This is a genomic window from Streptomyces sp. NPDC107538, assembly GCF_055657445.1.
Window position 1 is genome coordinate 344,144 of sequence record NZ_JBVKAY010000007.1, and the last position, 26,998, is coordinate 371,141.

The window sequence follows — 26,998 nt, forward strand, 5'->3', positions numbered from 1 at the left end:
ACGTGAGCCGACTATGTCAGGGGCACAACAAGTCTTTGGCCGGAAACTGTTCGATCACCGACCACCGATCACCGACCACCGGTGACCAGGCGCTCGCCGGCGGCCGTCCGGACTTCGGCCTCCTCCATCGGATCGTCCCGGAGCCGGGCGAGCTGCTCCCGTACCCGCGGGTGCTCGGGCGCGTGCGCGATCCCCAGCAGTCGGGCGTCCGATTCGCAGTCCCACAGCGACTCGGTGAACGCGAAGTCGAGCCCGGACGGCGCGACGGCCGTCAACGCCCGTAGGTAGTCCGGCCGTTCGTAGGAGTGCGGGGTGCGCACCCACAGCCGGCGCAGCACCGGCGCCGCCTCCGCGCCGGCCGCGCCGAAGCGGGCGATCCCGTCGGCCAGGGTGGAGGGGCCGCACCACTGGCGTGCCGCTTCCTGCGCTTCCAACTCCGCCAGCAGGAGGGGCAGATCCTGGACCGTGCCGTGTTCCGCCAGCAGGTCGACGCCGATCCGGGACAGCCGTGAGCGCCCGTCCACCGCCCAGCCCCGGGCGGCGGGCACGGCGAGCGGACCGAGCCGCAGCACCGCGAACTCCAGTCCTGGCAGGGGCAGTTCACCGTTCACCTCCGCAAGGTCCGGCACCAGCGGGACGAGTGACGGGTCCGGCGGACGCCTGGCAAGGAGGCGCAGCGCCTCGATTCTCTCGTGGAGTTCCGAGCCGCTGTCGGCGAGGACGTCCAGCAGCAGGCGGCTGCTCGGACTCAGGTCGATCGGGTGCGGCCGGTGCGGCCGGTGTGGTTGCCCGGATGTATGGGTTTCGGCCCCCAGGCGCCAGCGCACCCAGGGCTCCGAGCGCCACAACCGGGGCCGGTCGTCGCCCAGCCGGGCCCGTGCGACGCCGGCCAGGTCGTCCCACCACTCGACGGGCCAGGCCTCCGCCACCGACTCCAGCACATCCGTCCAGTGCTCGCCCTCGCGGACGTAGGCCCGCAGCGTCTCGCGTGCCTCGGCCGACCCCGACAGGGCCAGCAGTTCCAGGATCCGGGTGGCCCGCTCGACGGCGTCGGCATCGCCGTCGAGGAGGGTGAGCACCGGGCCGAGGGGCAGCCCCGACTCCCGTACCAGGCGCGCCAGATACAGATCGCGGTCGTCCACCACGGTGTCCCAGCGCCAGTCCTGCCGCACGACCTCGTACACCTGCGCGGCCGACACCTCCGGCTCGTCGTGCACCCGCAACGCGCCCAGACCACGGCCGCGTTGCAGCAGGCCTTCGAGGGTGCGCGGGGAGGCGTACACAGGGTCGCCGGAGGTGCCGCCGGAGGTGCCGTCGGAGGTGCCGAAGGAGGTCCCGTCGGAGGTGCGGTCGGAGGTGTCGTCGCTCATCGTGGGGAAGCCTGCCGGAGACGCCCCGTCGGCACCAGCCGATTTCTCCCGGCGGCCGGTCGGGGCGTGTCCCGTCACCTCATGTCACGGCTTGCGGGCGAGGCCCCCGTGTTCGGCGATGACCTTCGGGGCGGGGTCGGCGGGGTCCGGGCGCCAGAGGGGGACCGAGACGACACCGGGGTCCAGGAGTTCCAGACCGTCGAAGAAGGAGGTGATCTCGTCGACCGTGCGCAGGTTGTACGGCACGGCGCCGCTCTCGTTGTACCCGTCCTGGGCCCGCTCGAAGACCGGGTCGATGCCGCGGGAACCGTCGTTGATGGAGAGGTAGCTCCCGGACGGCAGCGCCCCCAGCAGGCTGTCGACGATGGAGCGTGCCTGGGCGGTGTCGGCGACATGCCCCAGGATGTTGCTGAGGATCAGCGCGGTGGGCCGGGTGAGATCCAGCGTCTCGGCGGCGGCCGCGAGGATACGGTCCGGGTCGAGCACGTCGGAGTCGACGTAGGAGGTCGCCCCCTCCGGCGTCGAGTACAGCAGGGCGCGGGCGTGGGCCAGCACCATCGGGTCGTTGTCGACGTAGACGATCCGGGTCTCGGGCGCGATCCGCTGGGCCACCTCATGGGTGTTGTCGGCGGTCGGCAGACCCGTGCCCACATCCAGGAACTGCCGTATGCCTGCCTCGGCGACCAGGTAGGTGATGTTGCGGCGCAGGAACGCGCGGCTGCTGCGGGCGATGGTCACGATGCCGGGGAAGACGGCGGTGTACGCGTCGCCGGCCTGCTCGTCGACGGGGTAGTTGTCCTTCCCGCCCAGCCAGTAGTTCCAGATACGGGCCGAGTGCGGCACCGAGGTGTCGATCTTCTGTTGCGCCGCCGGTCCGGGCGTGGTCGCGTGGTCGGTCATGTCTACCGTCCGTCTTTCAGCCGAAGCGAGGAGTTCCGGACACAACTTACGTCCCGACGCCCGTGCTCCGTACGCCAGTTCACATTTTCCGGTGGCCCGAGCAGCGGTTTCACAGGCGGCGGGGAACTTCTCGGCTCGCGCGGGCGTCCTTGGTGGTGAGGCTGGACGCACGGTGACGCTGGACGCATCTGGTGCGCGACGGAAGTGGGTTGCCATGACGACGAACGACCCGACCACGATCGAGACCACGCTGGCAGACGGCCGCCGGATGACCTTGTCGCTGCCTCCGACCGGCGCGGGATGGGCCGCCGACGGGATCAAGGCGCTGCGGGTCGTCCCGCCCACGCACACCGGCCGCGGCCAGGACCCGCCCGCCCTTCCCGAGCGCCCGGTGCTGCCTCTCGAAGTCGCGCTTCTCGGCTTCGGCGCCTAGACCAGGGTCTGTCTCAAGTTCTGGATCAAGTTCTGGGTCAACGTCTGGATCAAGGTTTGGATCAAGGCCTATGGCCGGAGGTCGAGTTGGTACCACGTGCCCGACTCGCCGCCGAGATCGGCCGGGGCCGCGGGGCCGACCGGCACGAATCCGGTTCGGGTCAGGACCTTCCGGGACGCGGCGTTGCCGTGGGAGGTGGCCGCCCGCAGGGTGAGTAGTCCGTGCGTCGTCGTCGCCGTCCGGCACAACTCCCGGACGGCGGCGGTCGCCACGCCGCGGCCGGCGACCCGCTCCGCGACCCGGTAGCCGAGCTTGGCGGTGCCGTCCTCCAGGTCGTACAGGTTGAACCTGCCGAGTACCGAGCCGTTCTCGGCGACGAGCACGTAGAAGGCGCAGACACCGGCCTCCTGCTCGGCCAGCGCGGCGTCGAACCGGTCGGCGAACCGGTCGAAGAAGTCGTCGCCGCGGTCGCCGATCGAAGCGGCGAAGTAGGCGCGGTTCGCCAGCTCGAAGGCCAGAACCGCCGGGGCGTGGTCGGCATGCAGCCGCTGCAGCTCGGGCATCGCCCGACTCTAGCCAGACCCGTGCGCGGGGGTCACCTGAGTTGAGTGACGGCGACGGTCACCGGTGGGCGTCGGTCCATCGGTGACCGTCGTGCGCGGGAGGCCCTAGCCGTCAGCCGTCGCTCCGGTAGACCGATATCTCGGTCAGCGTGGGCGTGTACTGCTCCGTCGCGATCTTCCCGGTGAGCGCCACCCGGAGCCGGGAGGTGGTGATGTCACCGAAGCCGGTCACGGTCAGGTCGTGGCCGATGCCCGTGTCCCGGGTCGCGAAGGTGACCCAGCGGCCGGCCGTCGCGTCCCAGCGTTGCAGGTCGAACGTCCGCACCCGGGGGTTGGTGCCCGAGTCGGTGTACTCGTCCAGAGAGACCTGGTCGAAGGTGGTGTTCGCGCCGAAGTCGATGTCGAGGGTGATGGGGTAGGCCGCGTCGTCGGCGGCGGCCCAGCGGGTCGTGAGGCTGCCGTCGGTCAGTCTGTTGGCGGTGAGGGTGCCGTTGGCCCCTGGATGGGTCGAGCTGGCGGTGACCGGCTTGCCGAGGGCGAGGTCGGTCCGGTTGTCGACCTCCTCCTCGATGGGGTCGTCGTCCACCGGGTTCGGGACCTTCGGGCCGATCAGGGTCTCGGCCATGCCGATGTCCGGGGCGTCGCCGTAGTAGATGTGCCTGCCCAGGAAGTCCTGGGTGCCCAGCCGAGGGTTGTAGCGCCCGGCGTCGATCAACGGCGAGTCGTCGCGCGGGGCGAAGTGTGCGGCGGCCTCCCGGATGCGGTTCACGCCCACCCCGGTGACATAGTCGGCGGGATCACCGACGAACCGTGGATCGGCCCGCAGTCCGTTGGGGTCGGCCGGTTCCTGCGTCGAGTGGGTGCCGCCGGCCTCGTAGTAGTCGTTGTTCGCGAACACCGCCTGCCGCAGGGCGCCCGTCCGCCGGTACCACGTCGTCGGTCTCGTCTCGGAGGTGTTGTAGAAGACGTTGTTGAGGAAGTAGACACGGCTCAGGAACGTCTCGTCGTGGACGTAGTCGAGATCTGCTCCGTCATAGACGAACGTGTTGTTCGTGAAATACGTCGGCGAGTAGTTCGTCGACAGCATGTTCTTCACCAGGACGCCGTTGTCATTGACGCTCAGGTTGTAACGGGCGATCGAGTTCGAGCTGTTGCCCATATAGGCCATCCAGCCCGCCGCGTTGTCGTGCGAGTAGTTGAACTGGTACGTGACGTTGAAGTTGGTGTATTCGAGGTCCCAGGGCGTTCCGTCGTACTCGTTGTCCGGGCCGCCGTACACCTCGTTGAACTGCATCACCGAATCGGCGCCGGCCCACAGATAGAGCGCGCAGGACACCGCGTCGTAGCGCTCCAGATAGCCGTTCACCTCGTTGTACTCGACCGTCATGTTCTTGGTGTTGGCCAGCTGGATCGCGCCCTGACCGACGCTCTCCGCGTAGTTGTGGCCGATGTAGACGTCACGGCTGTAGAGGTCGCGGGTGCGCACCCACAGCTGCTCCCAGCCCTCGTGCCATTTCCCGCTCTCGTCGTACTGACCGGCGTCCGCGCCGTCGGCCGCGAACCAGTTGAATGCGAACTGAACGGCGTGCAGTTCGACGTTCTCGAAGGTGTTGTTCTCGATCCGGACGTCCTTGAAGTAATAGCCGCCCGTGCCGTAGTCCTTGTAGTTGCGGCTGCCGAACACCTGGAAATTCACGGCGCCGTAGTGGATTCTCTGCCAGGTGCTCGGGCCGTCGAGATCATGGACGTACACATTCGAGATCCGGAAGTGGTCCATGATGCTGTCCGCGCCGCTCGCCAGGAGATCGGCGTTGATCGAGATCATGATGCCGTCGCGGACGTACGTCCCCGTGGTGATGTCGGTGGCGAAGTCGTTGTCATTGGACAGTTCGACGTGGTTGATGTCCCAGTACTGCTGATTGCGCAGCACGACGGCACCCGTCAGCCCGACCGTCGCCGGATCCTTCGTGCCGTCCGCCCGGAACGGGCTGCGCACCTTGCCGTTGGTCGCGATGTACGGGCGCCGCGCGTTCGGGTCGCCGTACGCGGAGATGGTGATCGGCCGGCCCGTGCTGCCCGAGCCCTTCGGCCACAACTGCTGGTCCTGCCACTGCTCTCCGGCCTTGAGCAGGACGCGGTCGCCGGGCGCGAACGTCGTCGCGTTCGCCTTGGCCAGGGTGCGCCAGGCGGTCGCCGGCGAGGTCCCGGCCGCGTTGTCGCGGCCGAGCGTGGCGTCGATGAAGTAGTCCCTGCCGCCGGTGGTGTTCGGTGTGTTGCCCGGCCAGGCGGGCTTGATCTTGACGGGCTTGTGGTGCGGGGCCGTGCCGGCGTGCGCGGCGGGGACGAGCGCTCCGACGAGCAGTGCGGCGAGCAGGGCGACGAAGCCCACGTACAGCGTCCGGGCGGGGCGCGGTGGTCCGGTGTCGACGGGTCTCATGGCTGCACATCCTCTGCGTTGATGGCACCCAGCGCCGCGCCGTCGACATCGATGTCACCGTCGTCGATCCGACGCTGGAGGTACTGGTCGAACTTCTCCTCGACGAGCGACTGCCGGATCCGCCCGGAGTACGCGGCGAACGCCTTGTCCTCGTCGACGCGCTTGCCGTCGAGTTCGTAGTACGTGATCTGCCCGGTGCCCGGCACGGGAGCGGACACCTCACCCGTCCTCAGCCCGCCCAGCACGGTCGTCAGATCCTGGTCGTGTGCGTTGAGGCCGCCCGCGCCACCACCGTCGTACGTGGCGGTCGTCAGCTTGGCGCCGGGCTCCTCGGGGGCGACATCCGCGAGACGCCCGGCGTCGGCCACGCGGCGCTGGAGGCGGGCGGCGTGGTCCGAGGGCGCGTCGGCGGGCGTCGGCACGACCAGCCGGGTGTACGTGTACGTCGTCGCGTTGGCGCTCCACGCGTCCCGGTCGGTGGCGAAGGCGTGCCGGACCTCGGAGTCGGCGACCCGGAGGGGGCCGTCGCCCTTCGCGCCCAGCCGCTTCTTCAGGGCCGTGGTCAGTTCGGTGAGCCGGTGGGTGTAGTACTCGTCGGGGGAGAACTCCGTGACCCCGTACACCGTGCGGCCCGCAGCGACGGCCCGGGCCCGGGACTCGTTCTCCCGCTCCATGTCGGCGAGGAGGCCCGCGTGGTCCACCGAGTCGACGAGGCCCTGTTCCTCGGCGAGGACGAGGACGGTCTTGTCACGCCGGATCTCGTCGAGCGCCCGGGATTCGAGACGGTCGAGCGCGGTCTCGTCACCCGCCTTCGCGTTCCAGTCGACCGTGCCGCGCGGACCGTACGCGTTGCGCAGCTCGTTCTGCACGGTCGGCGCCAACCGGCGCATGTGGAAGAGGAGTTCGTCCCGGGTGACGGGGTGGCCGTCGACGGTCGCGATCCGGGTCCCGCCGCTGCTTCCGCTGTCGCGGTCGCCGATCAGCGTCACGCCGGTGACGATCAGGGCGGTGAGGGCGACGCACGCGCCGAAGATCAGGAAGGCGGTTCTCCGGGGGGTTCCGGTCGTCTTACGGGGTGTCCCGGTCCGCTTCACGAGGCCGCCTCGATCGCGTCCAGCCGCGCGAGCACCGGCACGTCCCGGGACCGGAGCACTTCGGCCCGTACGGAGTCGGCCTCGGTCGGCGGGAACGTCAGGATGCGCTGATGCCCCACCGCGTTCGCCTCGGCCAGGGGCGTCCAGCGGCCGTCCCGGTGGCCCTGGACGACGACCTGCTCGATGCGCTGCCCCTGGGTGATGTCCTCGCCCAGGACGACCGCCTCGACCAGGCGGGGCCGGGTGAAGGTGAGCGTCACGGTGGTGAGGGGGCCCGTATCGCGGGGGACCGGATCGCAGGGGACCGGGGAGGACACCGACCGGGTCGCCTCGATCCGCCGCGCCCTGAAGTCCCGTATGCGCCGCCCGAGTCGGTCGAGAACCGCCACATCGGCGTCCTGCACGAGCCCGTCCCGCGCCGGTGGGACGTTCAGCAGGAAGCAGGAGTTGCCGCCGACGGAGCGCAGATAGACGGTGAACAGCTCGTCCACGGAACGGACTTGGGTGTCCTCGGCCGGATGGTGGAACCAGCCGGGCCGGATCGAGGTGTTGACCTCCGCCGGGTACCAGACGAGATCGTCCTCGTGCCCGGCGAGGGCGGCGCGGCTGCCGAGGTCGCGGTCGTCGCTGCGGACGAGACGGGCGAAGGTGCCGTCGTCGGCCTGCTGCGAGCGGTCGGCGGTCCGCTCGGCGTCCTGGAGGGCGCGCGGCACCACGCTCCACTCGTCGGGGCGTGTCTCGCCGGCCTCGTTGCCGCACCAGCGGACATCGGGGCCGCACACGCTGATGACCGCGTCCGGCTGCAGCTCGCGGACCACCGCGTAGTACCGCTCCCAGTCGTAGTACTGCCGCTTGCCGTTCGGGCCCTCCCCGTTGGCGCCGTCCAGCCACACGGAGAACACCGGCCCGTACCGGGTGAGCAGTTCGGTGAGCTGGGCGACGTAGAAGTCGTCGTACGCGGTCCCGGAGCCGTACGACGCCTCGGTGCGGTCCCAGGGGGAGAGGTAGACGCCGAACCGCAGGCCGTGCCGGCGGGCCGCGTCGGCGACCTCCGCGACCACGTCGCCCCGGCCGTCCCGCCACGGCGACGCGGCGACCGAGTAGGACGTGACGTCGCTGGGCCAGAGACAGAAGCCGTCGTGGTGTTTGCAGGTGAGGATGACACCGGTCATCCCCGCGCTCTTGAGCGCCCGCACCCACTGGTCGGCGTCGAGCCCCGCCGGGTCGAACAGCGCCGGGTCGTCGTGGCCCTCGCCCCACTCCCGGTCCGTCATGGTGTTCATGCCGAAGTGGAGGAAGCCGTAGAACTCCATGGCCTGCCAGGCGAGTTGACGCCCGCTGGGCCGGACCTGGGCCAGTGCCTGTCCGGTCGCGGCGGCCGTGGCGGAACCGGTCATCGGAACCGCCGGTTGTAGGACGCGAGCAGGGCCAGCAGGCCGGCCAGGGCGGCTAGCATGACCAGGAGGCTGTCCCAGCCGACCGTGGTGCGCGCGGTGACGACGAGCGTGACGCAGGCCGCCGCGACGAGCGTACGGGCGGCGACCAGCAACGCCGTACGCGTCGATGCCTTCATGGCCTTCATGGCCTTCATGTTCGGATTCCTTCCGCTGTCGCGGTCAGCCCTTCACGCCGCCCGCCGCCATGCCCTCGATGAGCCGGCGCTGGATGACGGCGTAGAGGAGGAGCACGGGGACGATGACGATGACCATGCCGGCGTAGAGGCGCCCGTAGTCGGCCGCCGCCTTCTGTGCGGTGAACAGGTTCAACAGGCCGACCTGCAAGGTCTTGCCCTCGCCGGGGAGGAGGGTGAGGGCGATGATGAAGTCGTTCCAGTAGGCCAGGAAGTTGAAGAGGATCACGGTGGTGACCGCGGGACGCGCCATCGGGAGCATGACGCTCGTCATGATCCGGAAACGGGACGCCCCGTCCAGCGCGGCGGCCTCCTCGTACTCGGCCGGGATCGACCGGAAGTACGCGGTGAGCAGATAGATCGTGAACGGGATCGACGTGGCCGCGTAGACCAGGGCCAGGACGGTGGGGTTGTCGATGAAGAAGCCGCCGGGGAAGACGTCGATCAGGGCACGGTCCCAGTCGACGAGCATCAGGAAGATCGGTACGACGATGTAGTTGACGTTGACGAACAGGCCCGCGAGAAGGGCGAGTTCGACGAGACGGCGGCCCCGGAACTCGTAGCGGGCGATGACATAGGCGGCGGGTACGGAGACCGCCAGGACGAACACCAGGCCGAGCGCGGTGACGAACACCGAGGTCAGGAAGTACTGGCCCATGTGGGCGCCGACGAACGCGTCCACGTAGTTCTGGACGTGCGGGCTCTCCGGCAGCGTCCAGGGGCTGCCGAAGAACTCGCTCTTCCGCTTGAGCGAGGCCAGCAGCACCCAGGCGACCGGCACGGCGACGGCGAGCGCGAGCGCGATGACGAGAACCTGGGTGAGCGGGCGGCCGATACGTGAGCCTTCCCGGCGCTCGGAGCGCGGGCGGGACGAGGTGGTCAGGGTCATGGTCGGGGTGTCCGTCCTCAGTACTGGAGGGGCTCGCGCCGCGTCGCCCGGCTCACCAGGAGCGACACCAGGAACGAGAACGCGAAGATGACGACACCGATGGCCATGCCGTAGCCGTACGACGAGTTCGTGTACGCCTGCTTGTACATGTAGCTCAGCAGGACCTCGGAGGAGCCGTCCGGACCGCCACCGGTCATCGCGCGGACGAGGACGAAGCTGAGATTGACGGCGCTCATGATGAAGAAGGTCAGGGTGGTGCGCAGGTTCTCCCAGATCAGCGGCAGGGTGAGGGAGAAGAACTGCCGGGTGGGGGAGGCGCCGTCGAGGGCGCTCGCCTCGTACAGCTCCTCCGGGACGCTCGCCATGCTCGACATGTAGAGGACCATGTAGTAGCCGAGCGACTGCCAGACCATCGCTGCGGCCACGGAGTACAGCACGATCTTCTGGTTCCCGAGCCAGACCTGTTGCAGACCGTCCAGCGACAGCAGGCGGAGTGTGCCGTTGAGCAGGCCGTTCTCCTGGTCGTAGACGGCGGAGAAGATCGCCGCGATCACGACCACCGAGAGCACGTTCGGGATGTAGAGCACGAACCGGTAGAGGTTGCGTCCGCGCAGCCGCTGCCGGGTCATGATCGCGGCGAGGAACAGGCCCATGCCCATCGTCACGACGGTCACCACGACCAGCAGCGCGACCGTGTTCTGGAACGCGCGCACGAACTGGCGGTCGTCCAGGAGCGAGCGGAAGTTGTCGAGGCCCACGAAGCGCATGTCCGGGGAGAAGCCGCTCCAGGTGTAGAACGACATCCGGAACACGTTCAGGGTCGGCACGATCATGAACACCGCGAAGAGGACCAGCGCGGGCAACAGACAGAGCAGCACGAAGCGGGTGTCGGCGCGGCGGCGGGGCGTGGACCGCGCGCCCCGCTCCCGGGAACGCCCGGCGGACGCTCCCGGCGCTGACTTCGAGGCGCCGCCCACCGGACCGGGACCGGGACCGGGGGTGGCGGAGGGCGTCACCGTGCCTGTCCGCACCTCAACTGCCCGCCTGCCGCAGCTTCTCGCTCGCCTCGTTCAGCGCCGACTGCCACTTGTCCTCGGTGGTGTCGCCGCTGATGATGCTGTTGGCGGTGTCGAAGAGAGTGGCCTTGATGTCGACGCCCTCGACGGGCGCGGTGCTCGCGAAGCCGCCGACCAGCGCGGCCACCGACGGGTCCTCGTACACCTTGTAGAACTCGGCGTTCTCGGCCGACAGACTGCTCGCGATGCCCTCGACCGGCTGGATCGCGTTCGACTTCGCGAAGATCTTCGCCGCCTCGTCGGAGTACAGATAGGCGATGAACTCCTTGGCCGCGTCCTTCTGTTGGGCCGCGCTCGGCACCCACACCGACTCGACCGACGTCGTGATGTACCGCTTGCCGCCCGTGGTGACCGCCGGCAGCGGGGTCAGACCCCACTGGAAGCCGTCGGCGCGCGGGGCGTCCGCCATCTCACCGACGATCCAGGTGCCGTTCGGCATGAACAGCGCCTTGTCGTCGAGGACCAGCTGCTGGTTCTTGGTGAAGTCCTGCTCGTTGGCGTACCCGACGGTGGCCGGGGCCGCGTAGCCGAGCAGTTTCGTCGTGATGTCCAGCGCCTTCCGGGCGTTCGCCGACTTCCAGACGTCCTTCTTGTACGTCATCACCTCGGTGTAGAAGGACTCCCCGCCGACATCGGCGAGGAGCGCGAAGAAGTACGAGTCGAGATACCCGGCGGTCGGATACGTGAACAGGGGTATGCCCTGCTTCTTCGCGGTGTCGCCGAGCGCGAACATCTCGTCCCAGGTGGCCGGGACCTTCCAGCCCTTCTCCTTGAACAGGCCCTGGTTGTAGAAGAGTCCGGTGGGCGCGTAGTACATCGGCATCAGATACGTCTGGTCCGTGCCGTACGGGTTGGTGTTGAGGTTGCCGACGATGCCCTCGGTCAGCTTGTCCCCGACGGTCGTGTCCTCACCGGGGACCTTCTCCTTGAGTACCGGCGTGAGGTCTTCGAGGGCCTTGTCCTTGATCAGGGTCTCGGTGAGGGCGGCCTTGCGGCCCTGGCCGAGCACCACGACATCCGGGTAGCGGCCCGCCTTCATGTTCGGGGTGATCTCGTCCTCGATGCTCTTCGAGATCTGCAACTGGACATCGATGTCGGGATGCGAGGTCTCGTACGCCTTGATGACCTGCGTGTACATGTCCCGGCCGTAACCGCCTTCGAGGGCGGCGACCTTGAGAATCGTCTTGCCGGAGTCCGAGCCGCTCCCGCCGGCCGAGCAGCCGGCGAGCAGTCCGAGCACTGTGACCGCGGCGCCCGTGAGGACGAGCGATCTCCTCATGCGGTGTCCTTCCCGTGGACGAACTGCCCACCTGGCTGCGCGAGATGTGGATCACAGAGTGATCCGGTGTTGTTACGGTGGCACCGATAACATGACAGCGCAATAGGCGAAGGGAAGGCAGTTGCCGAACGGACGGGACGGAGCGCGAGGCCGCTTCAGTCGGCGCGCGGCGGCGCGGTGGAGGCGCGAACCGTCAGCGAGACGGTCACCTCGGACGCGTCCACGGCGGCCTCGTCGCCGTGCAGCAGCAGGTCGACGGCCGCCGCGCCGTAGCGGTAGAAGTCCTGCCGGACGGTGGTCAGCGGGGGCGAGCTGTAGGCCGCGAGGGCGATGTCGTCGACGCTCACGATCGACACGTCGTCCGGCACCGACCGGCCCCGCTCACGCAGCGCCCGGATCACCCCGAAGGCCATCTCGTCGCTGGCCACGAACACCGCGGTGACCTCCGGGATCATCGCGAGGATCTGCCCCTGCCGGTACCCCGAGTCGGGCGACCAGTCGCCCTCCAGGATCGGCGGCGCCTCGATCCCGGCCGCCGTCAGGCACTCCTGCCAGCCCTGCCGGCGCCGACGCGCCTCGATCCACTCGTCGGGTCCCGAGATGTGCCAGACCTGGCGGTGGCCCAGGTCCAGCAGGTGCTGGGCGGCGACCCGGCCCGCCTCCTGCTGGTCGATGCCGAGCACCCGGGCGCCCGCCGTCCGCGAGCCGTCGAGGGTGACGGTCGGGATGTCGCGCGTGATGTCCTCCATCTTCCGCGTCACGGAGATGAGCGGCACGGCGATCACGAAGCCGTCCACGCCCTGGTCGGCCAGCTTGGACAGGGACTGCTCCATCAGACCCGTGTCCAGCGCGGCGATGGTCGCGATGGACACCGCGTACCCGGCCGCGCCCGCCGCCGCCTCCACGCCCGCCGTCACCGCCGAGCGCGAGTAGTACCCGCCGGACGCCAGCAGCACCAGGCCGATCGTGTGGCTGCGGCCCGAGGAGAGCGCCCTGGCGGCGCTGTTGAAGCGGTAGCCGACCTGCTCCACGGCGGCGAGCACCCGCCGTCTGGTCTCCGGGTTGACGTTCGGCGATCCGCGGAGCGCACGCGAGACGGTCTGCGCCGACACCCCGGCGGCCCGCGCCACATCGGCCATGCTCGGCTGCCTGAGCCGCGCGGTCTCCTCGGTCATGGTGCTCCCCTCCCGTGGACGGCCCACGGAGTCGTTCACCGGATTCTATCGACCTTGTTACGCATGGCACCGATAACATAGGCTCACCTCGTGACTGAGCCGACCACGACACACCTCTGCCCGGCCCACACCACGACCGACACGGCGCGTACGGACAGCAGGCACGGCACGGGGGGCGCCGCGGGCGCTCTCACCTGGGGCGGGGGCCGGTTCTACCGGCACGGCGTCCCGCATCGCGTCCTCTCCGGGGCGCTGCACTACTTCCGGGTCCACCCCGACCTGTGGCGCGACCGCGTCCGCCGGCTCGCCGACCTGGGCCTCAACACCGTGGACACCTATGTGCCGTGGAACTTCCACCAGCCCCGCGAGGACACCCCGCCCCGCTTCGACGGCTGGCGCGACCTCGAACGCTTCATCCGTACGGTGGGGGAGGAGGGCCTCGACGTCATCGTGCGGCCCGGCCCGTACATCTGCGCCGAGTGGTCCAACGGCGGCCTGCCCAGCTGGCTCACCGCCCGTGACCTCGCGATCCGCAGCTCCGACCCGGCGTTCACCACCCCGGTCGGCCGCTGGTTCGACGACCTCGTGCCCCGTATCGCCGCCCTCCAGGCATCCGAGGGCGGCCCCGTCGTGGCGGTCCAGATCGAGAACGAGTTCGGCAGTTACGGCGACGACCACGCCTATCTCCGCTGGAACCGCCGCGCCCTCACCGAACGCGGCATCCGGGAACTGCTGTTCACCGCAGACGGCCCCACCGACCTGATGCTGGACGGCGGCACCCTCCCCGGCACCCTCACGGCCGTCACCCTCGGCTCCAAACCCGAGGCCGCCCGCGCGCTCCTCGGCTCCCGGCGCCCCGACGAGCCCTTCCTCGTCGCCGAGTTCTGGAACGGCTGGTTCGACCACTGGGGCACACGGCACCACGTCCGGGGCGTCGACAGCGCGGTCCACACCCTGCGCGGCATCGTCGCCGACGGCGGCAGCGTCAGCGTCTACATGGCCCACGGCGGCACCAACTTCGGCCTCTGGGCGGGCGCCAACGACCACGAGGGCCGCCTCGCCCCCGTCGTGACCAGCTACGACTCCGACGCGCCGATCGCCGAGGACGGCAGTTTCACCGCCAAGTTCCACGCCGTACGGGAGGCACTCGGCGCCCAGGGGCCGCTCCGGTCACCCGCGCGCCCGCCGACCCTGCCCCCGGCCCGCGTTCCGCTCGTCCACCACGCCGACCTGCTCCCCGGACTGCGCGCAGTCCCGGCCACGGCCACCACCGCGCCCCGCCCCGCCTCGTTCGAGCAACTCGGCCTGGACGCGGGCATGGTCCTGCACACCGCCCACCCCCGCGTCCCGGCGGGGGCACACCGGCTCGTCCTCACGGATGTGCGGGACCGGGCGCTGGTCTTCGTCGACGGCGCGTTCGCCGGTGTCGCCGACCCCGACTCCCCGGACGTGTCCGTCGACGGGACCGGTGCCGTCGTACGCCTGGAGATCCTCGTCGAGAACCTCGGGCGGGTGAACTACGGTCCGGGCATCGGCGGCCACAAGGGCCTGCTCGGACCGGTCCTCGTCGACCGGCGCATCGTGCAGGGGTGGGAGAGCGCGCCGGTGGCGCTGCAGGAGTGGGGCGAGGGGGAGTTGGGCGCGGCGGTCGCGGCCGGGCCCGTGCGGGTGGGGACCGGCACCGGGCCCACGAGCGCGGGGTTCGCCGTCGCCGAGTTCTCCGTCGACACACCCGCGGACACCTTCCTCGCCCTGCCGGGATCTTGCCGGGGCCTGGTCTGGGTCAACGGCTTTCTCCTCGGCCGGTACCGGGACGTCGGACCGCAGGTCACGCTGTACTGCCCGGCGCCCCTGCTGCGCCCCGGCGGCAACACCGTGACCGTCCTCGAACTGGAACGCCTCGGCGCCGAGCTGGAGCTGCGGGCCCGCCCCGAACTGGGGCCGCCCGAGGAGTACGTTGAGGAGTTCGACTGAGCGGAGCGAGGAGCCCGGTATGCCTGACGGATGGCGGTGGGACCGCACGCTCTTCCAGGGGAGCGCGGCGCACTACGAGCGGGGCCGGCTCCCGTACGCGTCCGGTTTCCCCGAAGTGCTGGCCGAGGCACTGGAGTTGGACGGCCGGGGCCGACTCCTCGACGTCGGCTGCGGTCCGGGGATCGTCCTGCTGCCGATGGCGCGGTACTTCACCGAGGCGGTCGGCGTCGATCCGGACGAGGACATGCTGACCGAGGCCGCACGGCAGGCCGGACGCCGAGGGGTGACCAACGCGCGCTGGGTGGCCGCGCGCGCCGAGGATCTGCCCGCAGGTCTGGGGGAGTTCCGCGCCGTGGTGTTCGCCCAGTCCTTCCACTGGACGGACCGGGACCGGGTCGCGGCCACCGTGCTGGAGATGCTGGAGCCCGGGGGCGTGCTCGTCCATGTGAGCGACCTGAAGGAGCCGGTTCCGGAGCCGCCGTCGTCGCCCGGCGCGCTGGTGCCGTCCGCGCCGCCGTCGTCGCCCGTGCGGCCGTCGTCGCCCGTGCCGCCGTACGAGCGGGTCGGGGAGCTGGTACGCCGGTATCTGGGCCCGGTGCGTCGGGCGGGGCAGGGGGTGCTGGTCAACGGCACGCCCGGTGGTGAGGCGGCCATCATCGAGCGCGCCGGGTTCGGGTTCTTCGCGCGCCTGGTGGTGCCGGCCGGGGAGGTCGTCCCCCGGACCTCGGACGACATCGTCGCGTGGGCGTTCTCCCGGTCCGATTCCGCGCCGCACCTGTTCGGCGACCGGCTGGCGGACTTCGAGCGGGACCTGCGGGCGCTGCTCGCGGAGACAGCTCCCGACGGCCGGTTCGCGGAGCGTCTTCCGGCGACCGAGATCAGGGTCTGGCGCAAGCCGCCGGGGTGAGCGGTGGCGCCGTCCGTCGGTGGTCGGTGTCGGCCGGTGGTCGGTCGGCGGGGCGTTGTCGGTGGCCGCTGTTAGTCTCCGGGCCGGGGAGTGATCACAGGTACCGGCGTGGGGGTGGACGGATGAGCAGACTGGAATGTCCGCTGTGCGGGCAACAGGTGGCGGCGACACGGCAGGGGATGGCCTGGCATCAGCGGGCGGACGGCGCGCCGTGCCTGCCGGACGAGAGCGCCGCGTCCCCGGTCGGCACCCCAACGATCGGCTGTGGCGCACTCGCCCTGAGCGCGGTCGCGGCGATCGTGTCCGGCTCGTGGACGGTGTGGTGGCTGGGTCTGCTCGTCTCGGTCGGGATGGTGGTCTGGCGGGCCCACCTCAGCCCCGCCGCCCGGGTGGCCGCCGCGCACCGGCGGGCCATCGAGGCGGTCAGGGAGGGAGCGGCGACGGCGGACACCGGCCCGCCCGCGCGGGACGTCGAAGCGGACGCGAAGCGGCTGTTGGAGGAGTTGCCTCCGTTGGGCTCGACGGTCGAGGACGCGGTCGCCGCCTGTATGGCCCGGCTGCGGCCCTTCGACCCGCAGCCGCTCGCGGTGCGGTTCACCAAGCTGGCACGGGCCCATGTCGCCGCCGACGAGTGGATACTCGGTCTGGCCGTCGGCCCGGAAGAGGGGCCTTCGAGAAGCGTCCGGGTGCTCGTGGTCGTCACCGACCGGGCGTTGGTGGTGAAGGACCGGGACGTCGTCTACCGCGACGACACCCCGGAGATCCTCCCCGGTCCGTACGGCTGCCTCGCCTCCGGCGCCCGTACGTTCTTCTTCTCCGCCAACCACGGCCTGGAGACAGCCGTCGCCGCCCGCGAACTCGCCGCCTCCTCAGCGCGACGCGGACCCGTGACACCCAGCGGGCGGCCGACCGAGCGGCTGATCCGTGAGGCCCGCGACGCCGAACTGATCGCGGCCGAGTGGATGCGCTACCTCGGCTTCGCCGACGCGGTCGCCACGCCCGTCGGCGCGGACGGCGGCATCGACGTGGTCAGCGCCCGTGCCGTCGCCCAGGTCAAGCTGGAGGGCAAGCCCACCGGCCGTCCCACCGTCCAGCAACTCCACGGCGTCGCCGCACAGGAGCGGAAGACCGGCGTCTTCTTCTCCGCCGCCGGGTACACGCCCCAGGCCCGCACCTGGGCCCAGACCAGCGGCACGCTCCTGTTCCGCTTCGACCGCCAGGGCGCGGTGGAGGCGGTCAACGCGGTCGCGCACGAACTGTTGGCGGAGGCGGACGCGCGGGGGCCGGTCGGCGGTAAGTGATCGGCGGTGGGTGATCGGTGGTGGGCCATGGGCGGTAGGTGAGCGGCGGGAGTGAGCACCAGGGGCTGCGCTGTCGGGTGGGACGGAGGGGCAGGTAGGCTCGGCGGGTCCGGGGTGCTGGCAAGCTCAGGGCGCTGCCGGCGACCGCGCCCACCTAGCTCCTGCTCGGAGCGGGGTCCGTCTCATGACGGGCGGTCGCCGGTCCGGACCCGGGAAGGAAACGACGAGATCATGTACGTCCCTGTGCTCCGAGGCCCGGCGGGGGCAGTGGCGACGGAGGCGAACCGATGACCGGCGCGAGCAACGGCCCCGGAACCGATCCGATGACCGGCGGCGGCGAAGAGCCCGTCCTCCTGCACACCACCGGCCGGGCCGCCCACATCGTCCTCAACCGCCCGAGAGCCCTCAACGCGCTCAACCACACCATGGTGCGGCGCATCGACGAGGCCCTGACCGTGTGGGAGCACGACCCGGCCGTGGAGACCGTCGTCATCACGGGCGCGGGGGAGCGCGGGCTGTGCGCGGGCGGCGACATCCGGGTGGTCCACGACGACGCCCGCGACGGCGACGGTTCCGCCTCGGCCGCGTTCTGGCGCGACGAGTACCACCTCAACGCCCGTATCGCGCGCTACCCCAAGCCGTACGTCGCCGTCATGGACGGGATCGTGATGGGCGGCGGAGTCGGTGTCTCCGCGCACGGCAGCGTCCGCGTCGTCACCGAGCGGTCGAGGATCGCCATGCCCGAGACCGGCATCGGCTTCGTACCGGACGTCGGCGGCACCCATCTCCTGGCCCTGGCCCCGGGCGAGTCGGGCACCCTGCTCGCGCTGACCGGCGCCCACATCGGCGCCGGTGACGCCCTGCTGTGCGGCCTCGCCGACCACTACGTACCGTCCACGTCACTCGGCCGACTGCTCGACGACCTGGCCGTTCTGCCCGCGCGTGAGGCGGTCGCCCGGCACGCGCGTGAGGCCCCGCCCGGCGAACTGGCCGCTCAACGGGACTGGATCGACGCCTGTTTCGCCGCCGACACGGTCGAGGAGATCGTCCGGCTGCTGCTCGCCCACGGTGACCCGGCCGCGAAGGAGACCGCCGAGACCCTGCTCACCAAGTCGCCCACCGCGCTCAAGGTCACCCTCACCGCCGTACGCCGCGCCCGGCGACTCGGCTCGCTGGAGCGGGTGTTGGACCAGGAGTACCGCGTCTCCTGTGCCGCCCTCGCGACCGCCGACCTGGTCGAGGGCGTCCGCGCCCAGGTCATCGACAAGGACCGTAACCCCCGCTGGTCCCCGGCCACCCTGACCGACGTCACCGAGGCCGACGTACACCGCTTTTTCGAGCCGCTTGGCCCCCATGAACTCGGCCTCGGCCAGGACCATCCGGGCTCCGGTGACGACCTCGCCGACCCCGACACCACCACCTAGGCTCTCCCTCATGATCGACACCCCCCGCCCCCTGCACATCCGCCCCGGCGGCCCGGCCGACGCGCCCGTGATCCTCCGCATGCTCGACGGGGCGGTGGCCTGGATGAACGCGCGCGGCAACACGGAGCAATGGGGCACGATCCCTTACTCGGAACGCCCCGACGGCCCGGCCCGGATCGAGCGGTACACGACCGAGAACGCCCCGTACATCGCGGAGTCGGACGGCCGCCCCGTCGGAGTGCTCGTCCTGGACACCGGCCCCAGCCCCCAGATGCCGATCCCCCCGGCCGACGAACCGGAGCGCTACATCCGCCTCCTCGCCTCCGACCGCGACAACTCGGGCATGGGCATCGGCGCGTCCCTCCTCGCGCACGCCGTCGAGGAAACCCGCCGAGCAGGCGTAGGACTGCTCCGCGTCGACTGCTGGGCGGGCGAGGACGGCCACCTCGTCGCCTTCTACGAACGCAACGGCTTCACCCGCACGACGCCTTTCCTGTCCGGCACTTGGCCGGGCCAGGTACTGGCCCGCAGGGTCGACTGACCCGACGACCCCGACTGACCCGACGACCCCGACTGACCCGACGACCCCGGCCGACCCGGCGGGGCCGGGCCTGGGCTTGGGCTTGGGCGTCGGTCAGTGGGCGATCTCGTCGATGAGGTCTCGGGCGCCCTGGCGCAGGAGGGCGACGGCGACGGAGGTGCCGAGGGTGGCGGGGTCGAGGCGGCCGGCCCATTCGTGGGCGTTGAGGATCGTCTTGCCGTCGGGGGTGAAGACGGAGGCGCGGAGGGAGAGTTCGCCGCTGCGGTCCGTGCGGGCGAAGCCGGCGATGGGGCTGTTGCAGTGGCCCTGCAGAACGTGCAGGAACATGCGTTCGGCGAGGGTCTCGCGATGGGTGTTCGGGTCGCCGAGGCCGCTGACCGTGTCGATCGTGGCGGTGTCGTCCTCGCGGCACTGCAGCGCCAGCACACCCGCGCCGATCGGCGGCATCATCGTCTCGACGGAGAGGATCTCGCTGATCACGTCCGCACGGCCGATCCGCTCCAGCCCGGAGACGGCCAGCAGCAGCGCGTCCGCCTCACCGGCGGCCAGCTTCTCCAGCCGGCGGTTGGCGTTGCCCCGGAACGGCACGCACTCCAAGTGCGGGTGGGAGGCGGCGAGTTGCGCGCTACGCCGCACGGACGAGGTGCCGATACGGGTGCCCGCGGGCAACTCGTCGAGCGTGCGTCCGGCGGGGTCCACGAGCGCGTCCCGGATGTCGTCCCGCGCCAGGAACGCGGCGAACATCGTGCCGGCGGGCAGCGGCCGGTCGGCGGGGATGTCCTTCACGCAGTGCACGGCGAGATCCGCCTCGCCCGCGACGAGGGCGGCGTCGACCTCCTTGGTGAAGGCCCCCTTGCCCTCGACCTGGGAGAGATCGCCCATCCACTTGTCCCCGGTCGTCTTCACGGGGACCACTTCGGTGCGCAGCGCCGGGTGCAGCACGGCGAGTTCGGCGCGTACACGCTCCACCTGGGCCAGGGCCATCGGCGAGTCTCGGGAAACGATACGAATCAGGTCCTGCGACATGAAGGCACGATAGCCCCTCGGACCGGGCCCCGATGACCAAGCGGGTTCCCCGCGCCTTCGCTCACACGCCCGCTCACGCCTCCGCTTACACGTCCGCCCGCTGGTACTGCCCGAGAAAGTCGAACTCCCCATCGACCGTGCGGAACAGGAACATCGCGTCATGGTTGTATCCATAGTCCGACGAGAACGCGATGTTCCGGCTGACGCCTTTGTACGACACCTCCCGCATCCGCCGGACGACCGCGCCACGCTCAGCGAGTGGCGAGCCGCCGCCCCCGCCCCCGTCCTGGCCCCCGCCCCCACCCCCGCAGACCTTCGCCAGGAACAGCACCGCGTCGTACGCCTCCGCCGCGTACGGGCCGGGGCGTTCCCCGTACCGTGCCTCGTACGCCGCGCTGAAGGAGCGGGCCGCCGGGGTGGCCGTCGCGTCGATGAACGTCGTGGCGAAGACCCAGCCGTCGGCGGCGGGGCCCGCGCTCTCCAGGAACCGTGTGCCGAAGGCCCGTTGGGTCGCGACCCGGGCCCCGGAGAACCCGGCCCCGCGCAGCGCCGCCGCGAAGGCGCCCGCCCGCTCCTGACCGCCGCTGAACACGACCGCGTCCGCCCGTGCCGCCACGGCCTTCGCGGCGAGGGTGCCGGCGTCGAGCTTTCCGGCGGCGACACTCGTGATGCTCGTGTTCCGCCCGGCGCGGCTCATTCCGCGCTGGACGAAGTCGCAGAGGGTCCAGGCGAAGTCGCCCTCGGCCCGGTCGTCGACGAGGAACACCTCGCGGGCGTCGGCCTTGCCCGAGAGGTAGCGGTTGCAGGGGGCGGCGAGCAGTTGATCGGTCGGAGACAGTTGCGCGTGCGAGCGGAGCGTGGTCAGTCCGGCTTCCCTGACCTGCGCCGACACCCCCACCGACACCGAGACGACGGGGAGCACGGCCTTCGTGTACGTGGACTCCGCGGCGAGGAAACAGTCGTCCGTGGTGGGGCCGAACACCGCGAGGACCCGCTCGTCCGCCACCAGCTTCCGCGCCCGTTCCCGGGTCCGGTCCGGCTCGCCCCCGTCGTCGTACGCCCGCAGCCTCAGCCGTAGCGGCCGGTCGGCGTCGGCGTTCACCTGCGCGACGGCCAGCCGGGCGCCGTTGAGCTGCGCCTGCCCCATCGGGCCGGTGGCGCCGGAGAGGTCGCCCTGGAAGGCCACGACGAGTTCGCTGCGCGGGGCGGACGAGGGCGAACCACCCGCACCGGCCTTCCGCTCGGCCCGGTTGCTCCACCACCAGGCTCCGCCGCCGGCCGCCAGGACCCCGGCCGCCGCTCCCGTGGAGCCGAGCGCCAGGAACCCACGGCGGGTGGGGGCGGCGGCCGGGGGACCGGCTCCCGCCTCCTCAAGGGACGTGACCGTGCCCGCCTCCGCCGCCACCGGCCCGCCGGCGTTCCCCGGCCCGTTCGCGGCCGCATGCCCGTTCGGGGTCGCCTGTCTGTCCGCGTCCACGGCGCCGCCCGCGTCTACGAGGTCACCCGCGTCCACCGGCCCGTTCGCGAGTGCGACCGCTGCCGATTCCGCCGGGACTCCCTTCCCGGTCGGTGCGGAGACCCGCGTCGGCTCGATCGGGCCCATCGCGAGGACCGCCGCGCTGCGGTCCGCGATCAGCCGGGTCACCGGCTCCGGCAGCCATCGCTCCCGGTCGGCGGGTACGGCGGTGTCGAGCGCCGTACCGACCTCGACGGCGGTCGGCCGTCGCGCCGGATCCTTGTCCAGGCAGGCCCGTACGACGGGTTCCAGCGCCTCCGGGATGCCGGGCAGCTCCGGTTCGTCGTAGACCGTGCGCAACAGCATCCCGGCGGCGGCGCCACCCCCGAAGGGCCGTACGCCGGTCGCGGCGAAGGCCAGGACACAGCCCAGCGAGAAGACATCGCTGGGCGGACCGATCCCCGCGCCGCGCGCCCGCGCCTGTTCGGGGGAGAGGAAGCCCGGCGAACCCACGACGACGCCGGTGGACGTGAGCGCCATGTCCTCCGGCGTGCGCGCGATACCGAAGTCGATGAGCCGGGGCCCGTCCGGGGCCAGCAGCACATTGCCCGGCTTCACATCCCGGTGCACCAGCCCCGCCCGGTGAACCGCGTCCAGTGCCTCGGCGAGCCGCAGCCCCAGGACGGACACGGACGCGGGAGACCACGGCCCGTGCCTCTCCAGCACCTCGGCGAGCGAGGGACCCGGTACGAACGCGGTCGCCAGCCACGGATCCTCCGCGTCGGCGTCCGCGCCCAGCAGCGGGACCACCCAGGGGCTGTCCACCCGCCGGGCCACCTCGATCTCCCGGCGGAACCGGGCCCGGAACCCGGCGTCGTCGGCGTACGAGGCCCGTACGACCTTGACGGCGGCGAAGGCCCCGCCCGGGGCGCGGGCCAGGAACACGACGCCCATGCCGCCGGCGCCGAGCCGCCGCAGCAGGCGGTAGTCGCCCAGCCGCGACGGGTCGGCGGTGCGCAGCGGCTCCATCAGGCCGTCAGCGGCGCCGGGCCGCCGTACACGAACGCGCCGGCCTCGACCCGCCAGAGGTGGGCTCCGGTGCCGTCGATGACCGGCAGGCCGGTCTTCTCCTGGAACGCGTAAGTCCTGGTGACGCCCTGGTACTTGGCGGCCAGGAGCGCGGCGAACAGCTCCTCACGGGTGCGGGCCTTGGCCGGGAGGCCCGCCAGGGAGGTGAGCACCAGGGAGGTCGTGTCGTAGGCCTCCGCCGCGTAGCGGGGCGGTGCCTCCTTCCACCGTTTCCGGTAGGCGGCCACGAAAGCCTTCGCCTCGGGGATGTCCGCCGGGTCGACGATCGGTGCGACGATCGACCATCCGTCGGCGTCCTCCTTCGCCGCCGTGAGGAAACGCGCGTCGAGCAGCGCGGGCCCGCCGGCCCGCGCACCGGAGAACCCGCGTTCGCGCAGCGTCCGGGCGAACGACGCGGCCCGGTCGGGCAGTCCGGCGAAGGCGAACGAGTCGGTGTCGGCGGCCAGCAGGTCGTCCACGACGTCCTCGAAGTCGGACCGCAGGGTGCTGACCACGCGCGGGATGTATGGCTGCCCGGCCGTGTTCAGCTGCTTGCTGAGGGTGCTGCTGATCTCCCAGCCGTAGTTGTCGGCCGCGCGGTCCACGACCACACCGACCCGGCGCGGGCGGGCACCGCGCAGGACGGCGTCAAGGTAGACGGAGATCACCGAGTCCGGCAGCCGGGTGTTCAGGAATGTGCGGAAGCCCTGCACGGACAGTCCGATGGCGCCGGGCGACACGCCGAGCACGGGGACGAGGGCGGCGTCGTACTCCGCCAGCGCCGACTGGGCGGTCGCGTCGGTGGTCGGACCGATCACGGCGAGTACGGCGGGGTCGTCGGCCAGTCGCTTCGCGAGGCGCGCCGCCTCGGCCGGGTCGCCGCCGTCGTCCACGGCCCGTACGTCCACCTGGAACGGGGCGTCCCCTCGGGCGTTGAACTCCGCGACCGCCAGCCGCAGTCCGCGTTCCTGGGCCCTGCCGCTGTCGCGCTGTCCACCGCTGAGGTCGCCGTGCAGCGCGACGGTGTGGGCGGGCCGCCCGGAGGAGGCGGCGGCAGGCTTGCCGCCGCCCGCGCCACCGTCTCGGCCCACCGCCCACCAGGTGGCGGCGCCTCCCGCGACGAGCACCGCACCCGCCGCTCCGGCGAGCAGGACACGGCGTCGCGCGGGGGCTCCGGGGGTGTCGGTGGCCGCCGCGTCCCCGCCACCGGCCGCCGGGGACACGGTGTCGTCACCGGAGGAGCCGCCCCGTGGCCCGGCCCCGTCAGGGGAACCGCCGTCCGGGACGGCATCGGTGGGCGTGGGATCGGCCGGGGTGCCGGTCGCGACATCGGCCGGGGTGCCGATCGAGGCGCCGGTGGTGACACCGGCCGAGATCTCGGTGCGGTCGATGTCCGGCAGCGCGAGCGCATCGGCCGACCGCCGAGCGATCAGCCGCACGACCTCCTCGGGCAGCCAGAAGTCGTGGGCACCACCGGCCCCATCGACGAACTTGCCCGCATCCGCGCCGGCTTGGGAGCGGGCCGGGGCGCCGGCGTCGGACGCGGCCTGGCCGCCGACTCGGCCGCCGGCGCCGGCGCCGGCGCTGACAACGGCTTCGGGGTCGGCGTGGGCGTCAGCCTCCGCGGCAGCCGACCCCTCGACTGCCTCCGCGGCAGCCGACCCCTCGACTGCCTCCGCGGCAGCCGACCCCTCCTCATTCCCCCCGGAAGACGACCCACCTGCCGCCTCCCCAGGCAACAACTCCCGTACCAGCTCAGCCGCTTCGGGTCGCAAGGCCGGGTTTTTCTCCAGGCAGCGGGACAGGAGGGGGGTCAGGGGGGCCGGGACGTCGTCGAGGTCGGCCGGGTCGTGGACGGCGCGGTAGAGGAGGGCGTCGAGTGCCCCCGTGCCGAACGGGGGGCGGCCCGTCGCCGCGTAGGCCAGCACGCAGCCCAGGGAGAACACGTCGACGGCCGCGCCGATGACCCGGTCGCCCCGCCCGTCGGCCTGCTCCGGCGCGAGATAGCCGGGCGTGCCGATCACGAACCCGGTCGCGGTGAGCGCGGTGTCCTCGGGCGCCCTGGCGATACCGAAGTCGATGAGCCGGGGCCCGTCCACGGCGAGCAGGACATTGCCCGGCTTGAGATCCCGGTGGACCAGCCCCGCCGCGTGCACCTCGGCCAGCGCCTGCGCCAGCCGCCCGCCGAGGATCCGCAGCCCGTGCTCGGTGAGCGGCCCGTACGCGGCCACCGCCTCGGCCAGCGAGGGACCCGGCACATACGCCGTGGACAGCCACGGCGCCTCCGCGTCCGCGTCGGCGGCTGCCACCGGCACCGCCCAGGGACTGCGGATCCGCCGCGCGGCCTCGACCTCGCGCCGGAACCGCTCCCTGAACCCGGCGTCCTCGGCGTACTCCGCCGCCAGCACCTTCAACGCCACCAGCGAACCGGCCGGTGTACGCGCGAGATACACCACCCCCATGCCGCCGGCGCCGAGCCGGCCGAGCAGACGGTGGCCGGCGATCCGCGCCGGATCGGAAGAGCGCAGCCGCTCCATCAGTCCTCGCCCCCGCCCAGTTCGTAGCCCGCCCGGTCGAGCATGGTGGTGGTGCCACGGGTCATGTACTGCTCCAGTTCGGCGACGGTGTAGCCCTCGGCGCCCTTGAACGACACGGTCAGGGTCACCTGGCCGAGCCGGGTGACCATCCACCGGTACAGGGCCTCGCCGCCGCCGGTCAGGTAGACGCCCGTCTCCAGGACCGAGTCGTCGGCGTAGTTGTTGCCGCGCAGACCGCGCGGGGTGCCCACGGACATCAGTTCCGCGATCCGCTCGTCGGTGCGCACCTGCTGCTCAGGGCAGCGCAGCGCCTCCTCCAGCGTCTCGGACACATGGTCGTCGGCGCCGGGCACGGTCGTGTGCACCGTCGCCGTCGCCGTCACCTTGATCGTGCCGCGTCCCCCGGTGCCGGGCAGTTCGCTGTAGAGGGACAGCGAGTCGAGTACGTCGTCGGGGAGCGCCCGGCGCTGCCACCGGCACTCCTCGTCCAGTACGGCCATGGTGCCCTCGGCGCTCCGGGCGAGCGGCTGGGCGCGGAAGCCCGCGCCCCAGTCCCGCGGCCGCATCACGATCGCCTCCGCGAGAGCCGCGCCCTCCCGCCGCGACTCCGGTACCCGGTCCGGGGCCGCCTCGAAGGGCGTCACGGACGGGGTCGTGGACGGTATCGCAGACGGCTCCGCGCCCTCCGCCGAGACCTGCCCGGAGGCCGAAGCGGAAGGCGTCGGGGACCCCGAGGCCCGGGCGTCGGGCCCGTCCGCGCGCTCCGCCGCGCCCGCGCTGCAACCGCCGAGCAGGACCGCCGCCACGGCCCCCGACGCGGCGGCCCTCAGCCGCCAACCACCTCTTCGTCCAGCAGTTTTGCCGTCCATCGCCGCCCCCTCCACCGCGGTACCCCGTGTGTGACCGGTGATCGTACAGAGGTACGCAATCCCGGCGGGAGCGGTTCCCGGGAGTCTCTTCGCACATACCCGGACCATTGACGCGGAGGAGGAACTCTCCCGCTCTGAACGGATGTTCAGAGCAGAAGTTCAGAACGCGGGCCGTGGTATGCCCGGTTGGGGTGCCCGCTCCGCCGACGCCGTCGTGATCGCGCGGCCCCGTTCGCCGCGCTGACCGGGGGAGCGCTGCTCCTGCCGTACACGCCGGGTCTGCTGGTCTATACGGTGATGGCGATCGTCGGGAGACGGGTGTACCCGCTGCTGACGTGGAACTGGCCCGCAGACTCGAAGGCCACCTCGCCGCCCACGGGGTACGGCCGGTGCGCGTTGTCTGAGGGCCGAGGCGCCCGGCGAGGCCGTGGCGGGCAGGAGGGCCGCGGCACCCGTGACCGGGTCCTGGAGGCGGCCCTCGACTGCCTGGTCCGCCACGGCTACGGCGGGACCACGGCACGGGCGATAGCCCAGGTCGGCGGGTTCGCGCCCGGGGTGATCCACTACCACTTCGCCGACCTGGACGACCTGCTGGTGGCGGCCCTGGAACGCACCAGCGACGCCCGTCTCGACCGCTACGGGGCCGAACTGTCCGGCATCGACCGCGCCGAGCCCGCGATCGCCCGGCTGCGCGAGCTGTACGACGAGGACACCGCGACCGGGCACATCGCCGCGGTCCAGGAGTTGTACGCGGGGGCGCGGCCCGGCACCCGGCTGGCCGCCCAACTCTCCCTGGAGACCGGGAAGTGGGAGGACCTGGCCGAACAGCAGCTCACGGTCCTCCTGCGCGGCAAACCCCTCGCGTCCGTCGTCCGGGTACGTGTCCTCGCCGGCGCGGCCGTCGCCTTCTACCTAGGCATGGAAACCCTCACCCACCTCGACGGCGACCGCTCCCGCCCCGCCACCTTCTTCACCCAGGCCACCCGCCTCGCCGCCGTCTTCGACCGCGTGCCCCGCCTGAAGAGACGGGCACGCCGGGTGAGATGAGA

23 protein-coding genes are annotated in these 26,998 nt (G+C 71.7%); 8 read left to right on the plus strand and 15 right to left on the minus strand.

Annotated elements, in window-relative coordinates:
- Positions 1-68: 68 nt before the first annotated feature.
- Both ACZ7MG_RS26205 and ACZ7MG_RS26210 read right to left on the minus strand, forming a co-directional pair.
- A complete protein-coding gene (locus ACZ7MG_RS26205) occupies positions 69-1,370 on the minus strand; it encodes a hypothetical protein (protein WP_471380978.1) in 1,302 nt (433 codons plus the stop codon).
- Positions 1,371-1,454: 84 nt separating this feature from the next.
- Positions 1,455-2,270, minus strand: coding sequence for an SAM-dependent methyltransferase (locus ACZ7MG_RS26210; RefSeq protein ID WP_471380979.1), 816 nt, complete (start codon positions 2,268-2,270; stop codon positions 1,455-1,457).
- Positions 2,271-2,484: 214 nt separating this feature from the next.
- Between ACZ7MG_RS26210 and ACZ7MG_RS26215 the strand changes: the two genes are divergently transcribed.
- A complete protein-coding gene (locus ACZ7MG_RS26215; protein WP_336537315.1) occupies positions 2,485-2,703 on the plus strand; it encodes a hypothetical protein in 219 nt (72 codons plus the stop codon).
- A 68-nt stretch (positions 2,704-2,771) separates the two neighbouring features.
- Here the strand turns inward: ACZ7MG_RS26215 and ACZ7MG_RS26220 are convergent, their stop codons facing one another.
- The 9 genes from ACZ7MG_RS26220 to ACZ7MG_RS26260 all read right to left on the minus strand — a co-directional run bounded on the left by ACZ7MG_RS26220 (position 2,772) and on the right by ACZ7MG_RS26260 (position 12,846).
- Complete coding sequence (locus ACZ7MG_RS26220; RefSeq protein WP_471380980.1) at positions 2,772-3,266, minus strand: GNAT family N-acetyltransferase; 495 nt, start codon at positions 3,264-3,266, stop codon at positions 2,772-2,774.
- Between the two features lie 112 nt (positions 3,267-3,378).
- Positions 3,379-5,703, minus strand: a complete 2,325-nt coding sequence (locus ACZ7MG_RS26225; RefSeq protein WP_471380982.1) for a discoidin domain-containing protein — start codon at positions 5,701-5,703, stop codon at positions 3,379-3,381.
- Positions 5,700-6,797: a hypothetical protein gene (locus ACZ7MG_RS26230; RefSeq protein ID WP_471380983.1), complete on the minus strand. Its 1,098-nt coding sequence runs from the start codon at positions 6,795-6,797 to the stop codon at positions 5,700-5,702. The genes ACZ7MG_RS26225 and ACZ7MG_RS26230 overlap by 4 nt, the downstream gene beginning before the upstream one ends.
- Positions 6,794-8,194, minus strand: coding sequence for an alpha-L-fucosidase (locus ACZ7MG_RS26235; RefSeq protein WP_471380985.1), 1,401 nt, complete (start codon positions 8,192-8,194; stop codon positions 6,794-6,796). Before ACZ7MG_RS26235 ends, ACZ7MG_RS26230 begins: the two co-directional genes overlap by 4 nt.
- On the minus strand, positions 8,191-8,388 hold the full coding sequence (locus ACZ7MG_RS26240) for a DUF6903 family protein (protein ID WP_471380986.1): 198 nt from the start codon (positions 8,386-8,388) through the stop codon (positions 8,191-8,193). The genes ACZ7MG_RS26235 and ACZ7MG_RS26240 overlap by 4 nt, the downstream gene beginning before the upstream one ends.
- Before the next feature lie 25 nt (positions 8,389-8,413).
- A complete protein-coding gene (locus ACZ7MG_RS26245; RefSeq protein WP_471380988.1) occupies positions 8,414-9,316 on the minus strand; it encodes a carbohydrate ABC transporter permease in 903 nt (300 codons plus the stop codon).
- Positions 9,317-9,333: 17 nt separating this feature from the next.
- Positions 9,334-10,332, minus strand: a complete 999-nt coding sequence (locus ACZ7MG_RS26250; protein WP_471380989.1) for a carbohydrate ABC transporter permease — start codon at positions 10,330-10,332, stop codon at positions 9,334-9,336.
- A gap of 16 nt (positions 10,333-10,348) precedes the next feature.
- Entirely contained in the window at positions 10,349-11,671 is a 1,323-nt protein-coding gene (locus tag ACZ7MG_RS26255; protein WP_471380991.1) for a carbohydrate ABC transporter substrate-binding protein, read from the minus strand.
- 155 nt (positions 11,672-11,826) lie between these two features.
- The gene (locus ACZ7MG_RS26260; protein WP_471380992.1) at positions 11,827-12,846 is read right to left on the minus strand and encodes a LacI family DNA-binding transcriptional regulator; all 1,020 of its coding nucleotides are present in this window, start codon (positions 12,844-12,846) and stop codon (positions 11,827-11,829) included.
- A gap of 90 nt (positions 12,847-12,936) precedes the next feature.
- On the opposite strand from ACZ7MG_RS26260, the gene ACZ7MG_RS26265 reads away from it, so the two are divergent.
- The 5 genes from ACZ7MG_RS26265 to ACZ7MG_RS26285 all read left to right on the plus strand — a co-directional run bounded on the left by ACZ7MG_RS26265 (position 12,937) and on the right by ACZ7MG_RS26285 (position 18,993).
- A complete protein-coding gene (locus ACZ7MG_RS26265) occupies positions 12,937-14,820 on the plus strand; it encodes a glycoside hydrolase family 35 protein (protein WP_471380993.1) in 1,884 nt (627 codons plus the stop codon).
- A gap of 19 nt (positions 14,821-14,839) precedes the next feature.
- Entirely contained in the window at positions 14,840-15,727 is an 888-nt protein-coding gene (locus tag ACZ7MG_RS26270; protein ID WP_471380994.1) for a class I SAM-dependent methyltransferase, read from the plus strand.
- A gap of 122 nt (positions 15,728-15,849) precedes the next feature.
- Positions 15,850-17,028 (plus strand): restriction endonuclease, encoded by a 1,179-nt coding sequence (locus ACZ7MG_RS26275; protein WP_471380995.1) that lies wholly within the window; start codon positions 15,850-15,852, stop codon positions 17,026-17,028.
- A gap of 287 nt (positions 17,029-17,315) precedes the next feature.
- Positions 17,316-18,452: an enoyl-CoA hydratase/isomerase family protein gene (locus ACZ7MG_RS26280; RefSeq protein ID WP_471380996.1), complete on the plus strand. Its 1,137-nt coding sequence runs from the start codon at positions 17,316-17,318 to the stop codon at positions 18,450-18,452.
- A 10-nt stretch (positions 18,453-18,462) separates the two neighbouring features.
- The gene (locus ACZ7MG_RS26285) at positions 18,463-18,993 is read left to right on the plus strand and encodes a GNAT family N-acetyltransferase (RefSeq protein ID WP_471380998.1); all 531 of its coding nucleotides are present in this window, start codon (positions 18,463-18,465) and stop codon (positions 18,991-18,993) included.
- A gap of 93 nt (positions 18,994-19,086) precedes the next feature.
- On the opposite strand, the gene hemC is transcribed toward ACZ7MG_RS26285, so the two are convergent.
- The 4 genes from hemC to ACZ7MG_RS26305 all read right to left on the minus strand — a co-directional run bounded on the left by hemC (position 19,087) and on the right by ACZ7MG_RS26305 (position 25,724).
- Complete coding sequence (hemC, locus tag ACZ7MG_RS26290) at positions 19,087-20,019, minus strand: hydroxymethylbilane synthase (protein WP_471380999.1); 933 nt, start codon at positions 20,017-20,019, stop codon at positions 19,087-19,089.
- Positions 20,020-20,104: 85 nt separating this feature from the next.
- A complete protein-coding gene (locus ACZ7MG_RS26295; protein ID WP_471381000.1) occupies positions 20,105-22,504 on the minus strand; it encodes a bifunctional serine/threonine-protein kinase/ABC transporter substrate-binding protein in 2,400 nt (799 codons plus the stop codon).
- Positions 22,504-25,080 (minus strand): bifunctional serine/threonine-protein kinase/ABC transporter substrate-binding protein, encoded by a 2,577-nt coding sequence (locus tag ACZ7MG_RS26300; protein WP_471381002.1) that lies wholly within the window; start codon positions 25,078-25,080, stop codon positions 22,504-22,506. The genes ACZ7MG_RS26295 and ACZ7MG_RS26300 overlap by 1 nt, the downstream gene beginning before the upstream one ends.
- Positions 25,080-25,724, minus strand: a complete 645-nt coding sequence (locus tag ACZ7MG_RS26305) for a hypothetical protein (protein WP_471381003.1) — start codon at positions 25,722-25,724, stop codon at positions 25,080-25,082. The genes ACZ7MG_RS26300 and ACZ7MG_RS26305 overlap by 1 nt, the downstream gene beginning before the upstream one ends.
- A gap of 10 nt (positions 25,725-25,734) precedes the next feature.
- Between ACZ7MG_RS26305 and ACZ7MG_RS26310 the strand changes: the two genes are divergently transcribed.
- Together ACZ7MG_RS26310 and ACZ7MG_RS26315 are read left to right on the plus strand one after the other, a co-directional pair.
- Positions 25,735-25,983 carry a hypothetical protein gene (locus ACZ7MG_RS26310; RefSeq protein ID WP_471381005.1) on the plus strand — a complete coding sequence of 83 codons (249 nt, stop codon included), beginning with the start codon at positions 25,735-25,737 and terminating at the stop codon, positions 25,981-25,983.
- Between the two features lie 152 nt (positions 25,984-26,135).
- On the plus strand, positions 26,136-26,996 hold the full coding sequence (locus tag ACZ7MG_RS26315) for a TetR/AcrR family transcriptional regulator (RefSeq protein ID WP_471381006.1): 861 nt from the start codon (positions 26,136-26,138) through the stop codon (positions 26,994-26,996).
- The last annotated feature ends 2 nt before the right edge of the window (positions 26,997-26,998 follow it).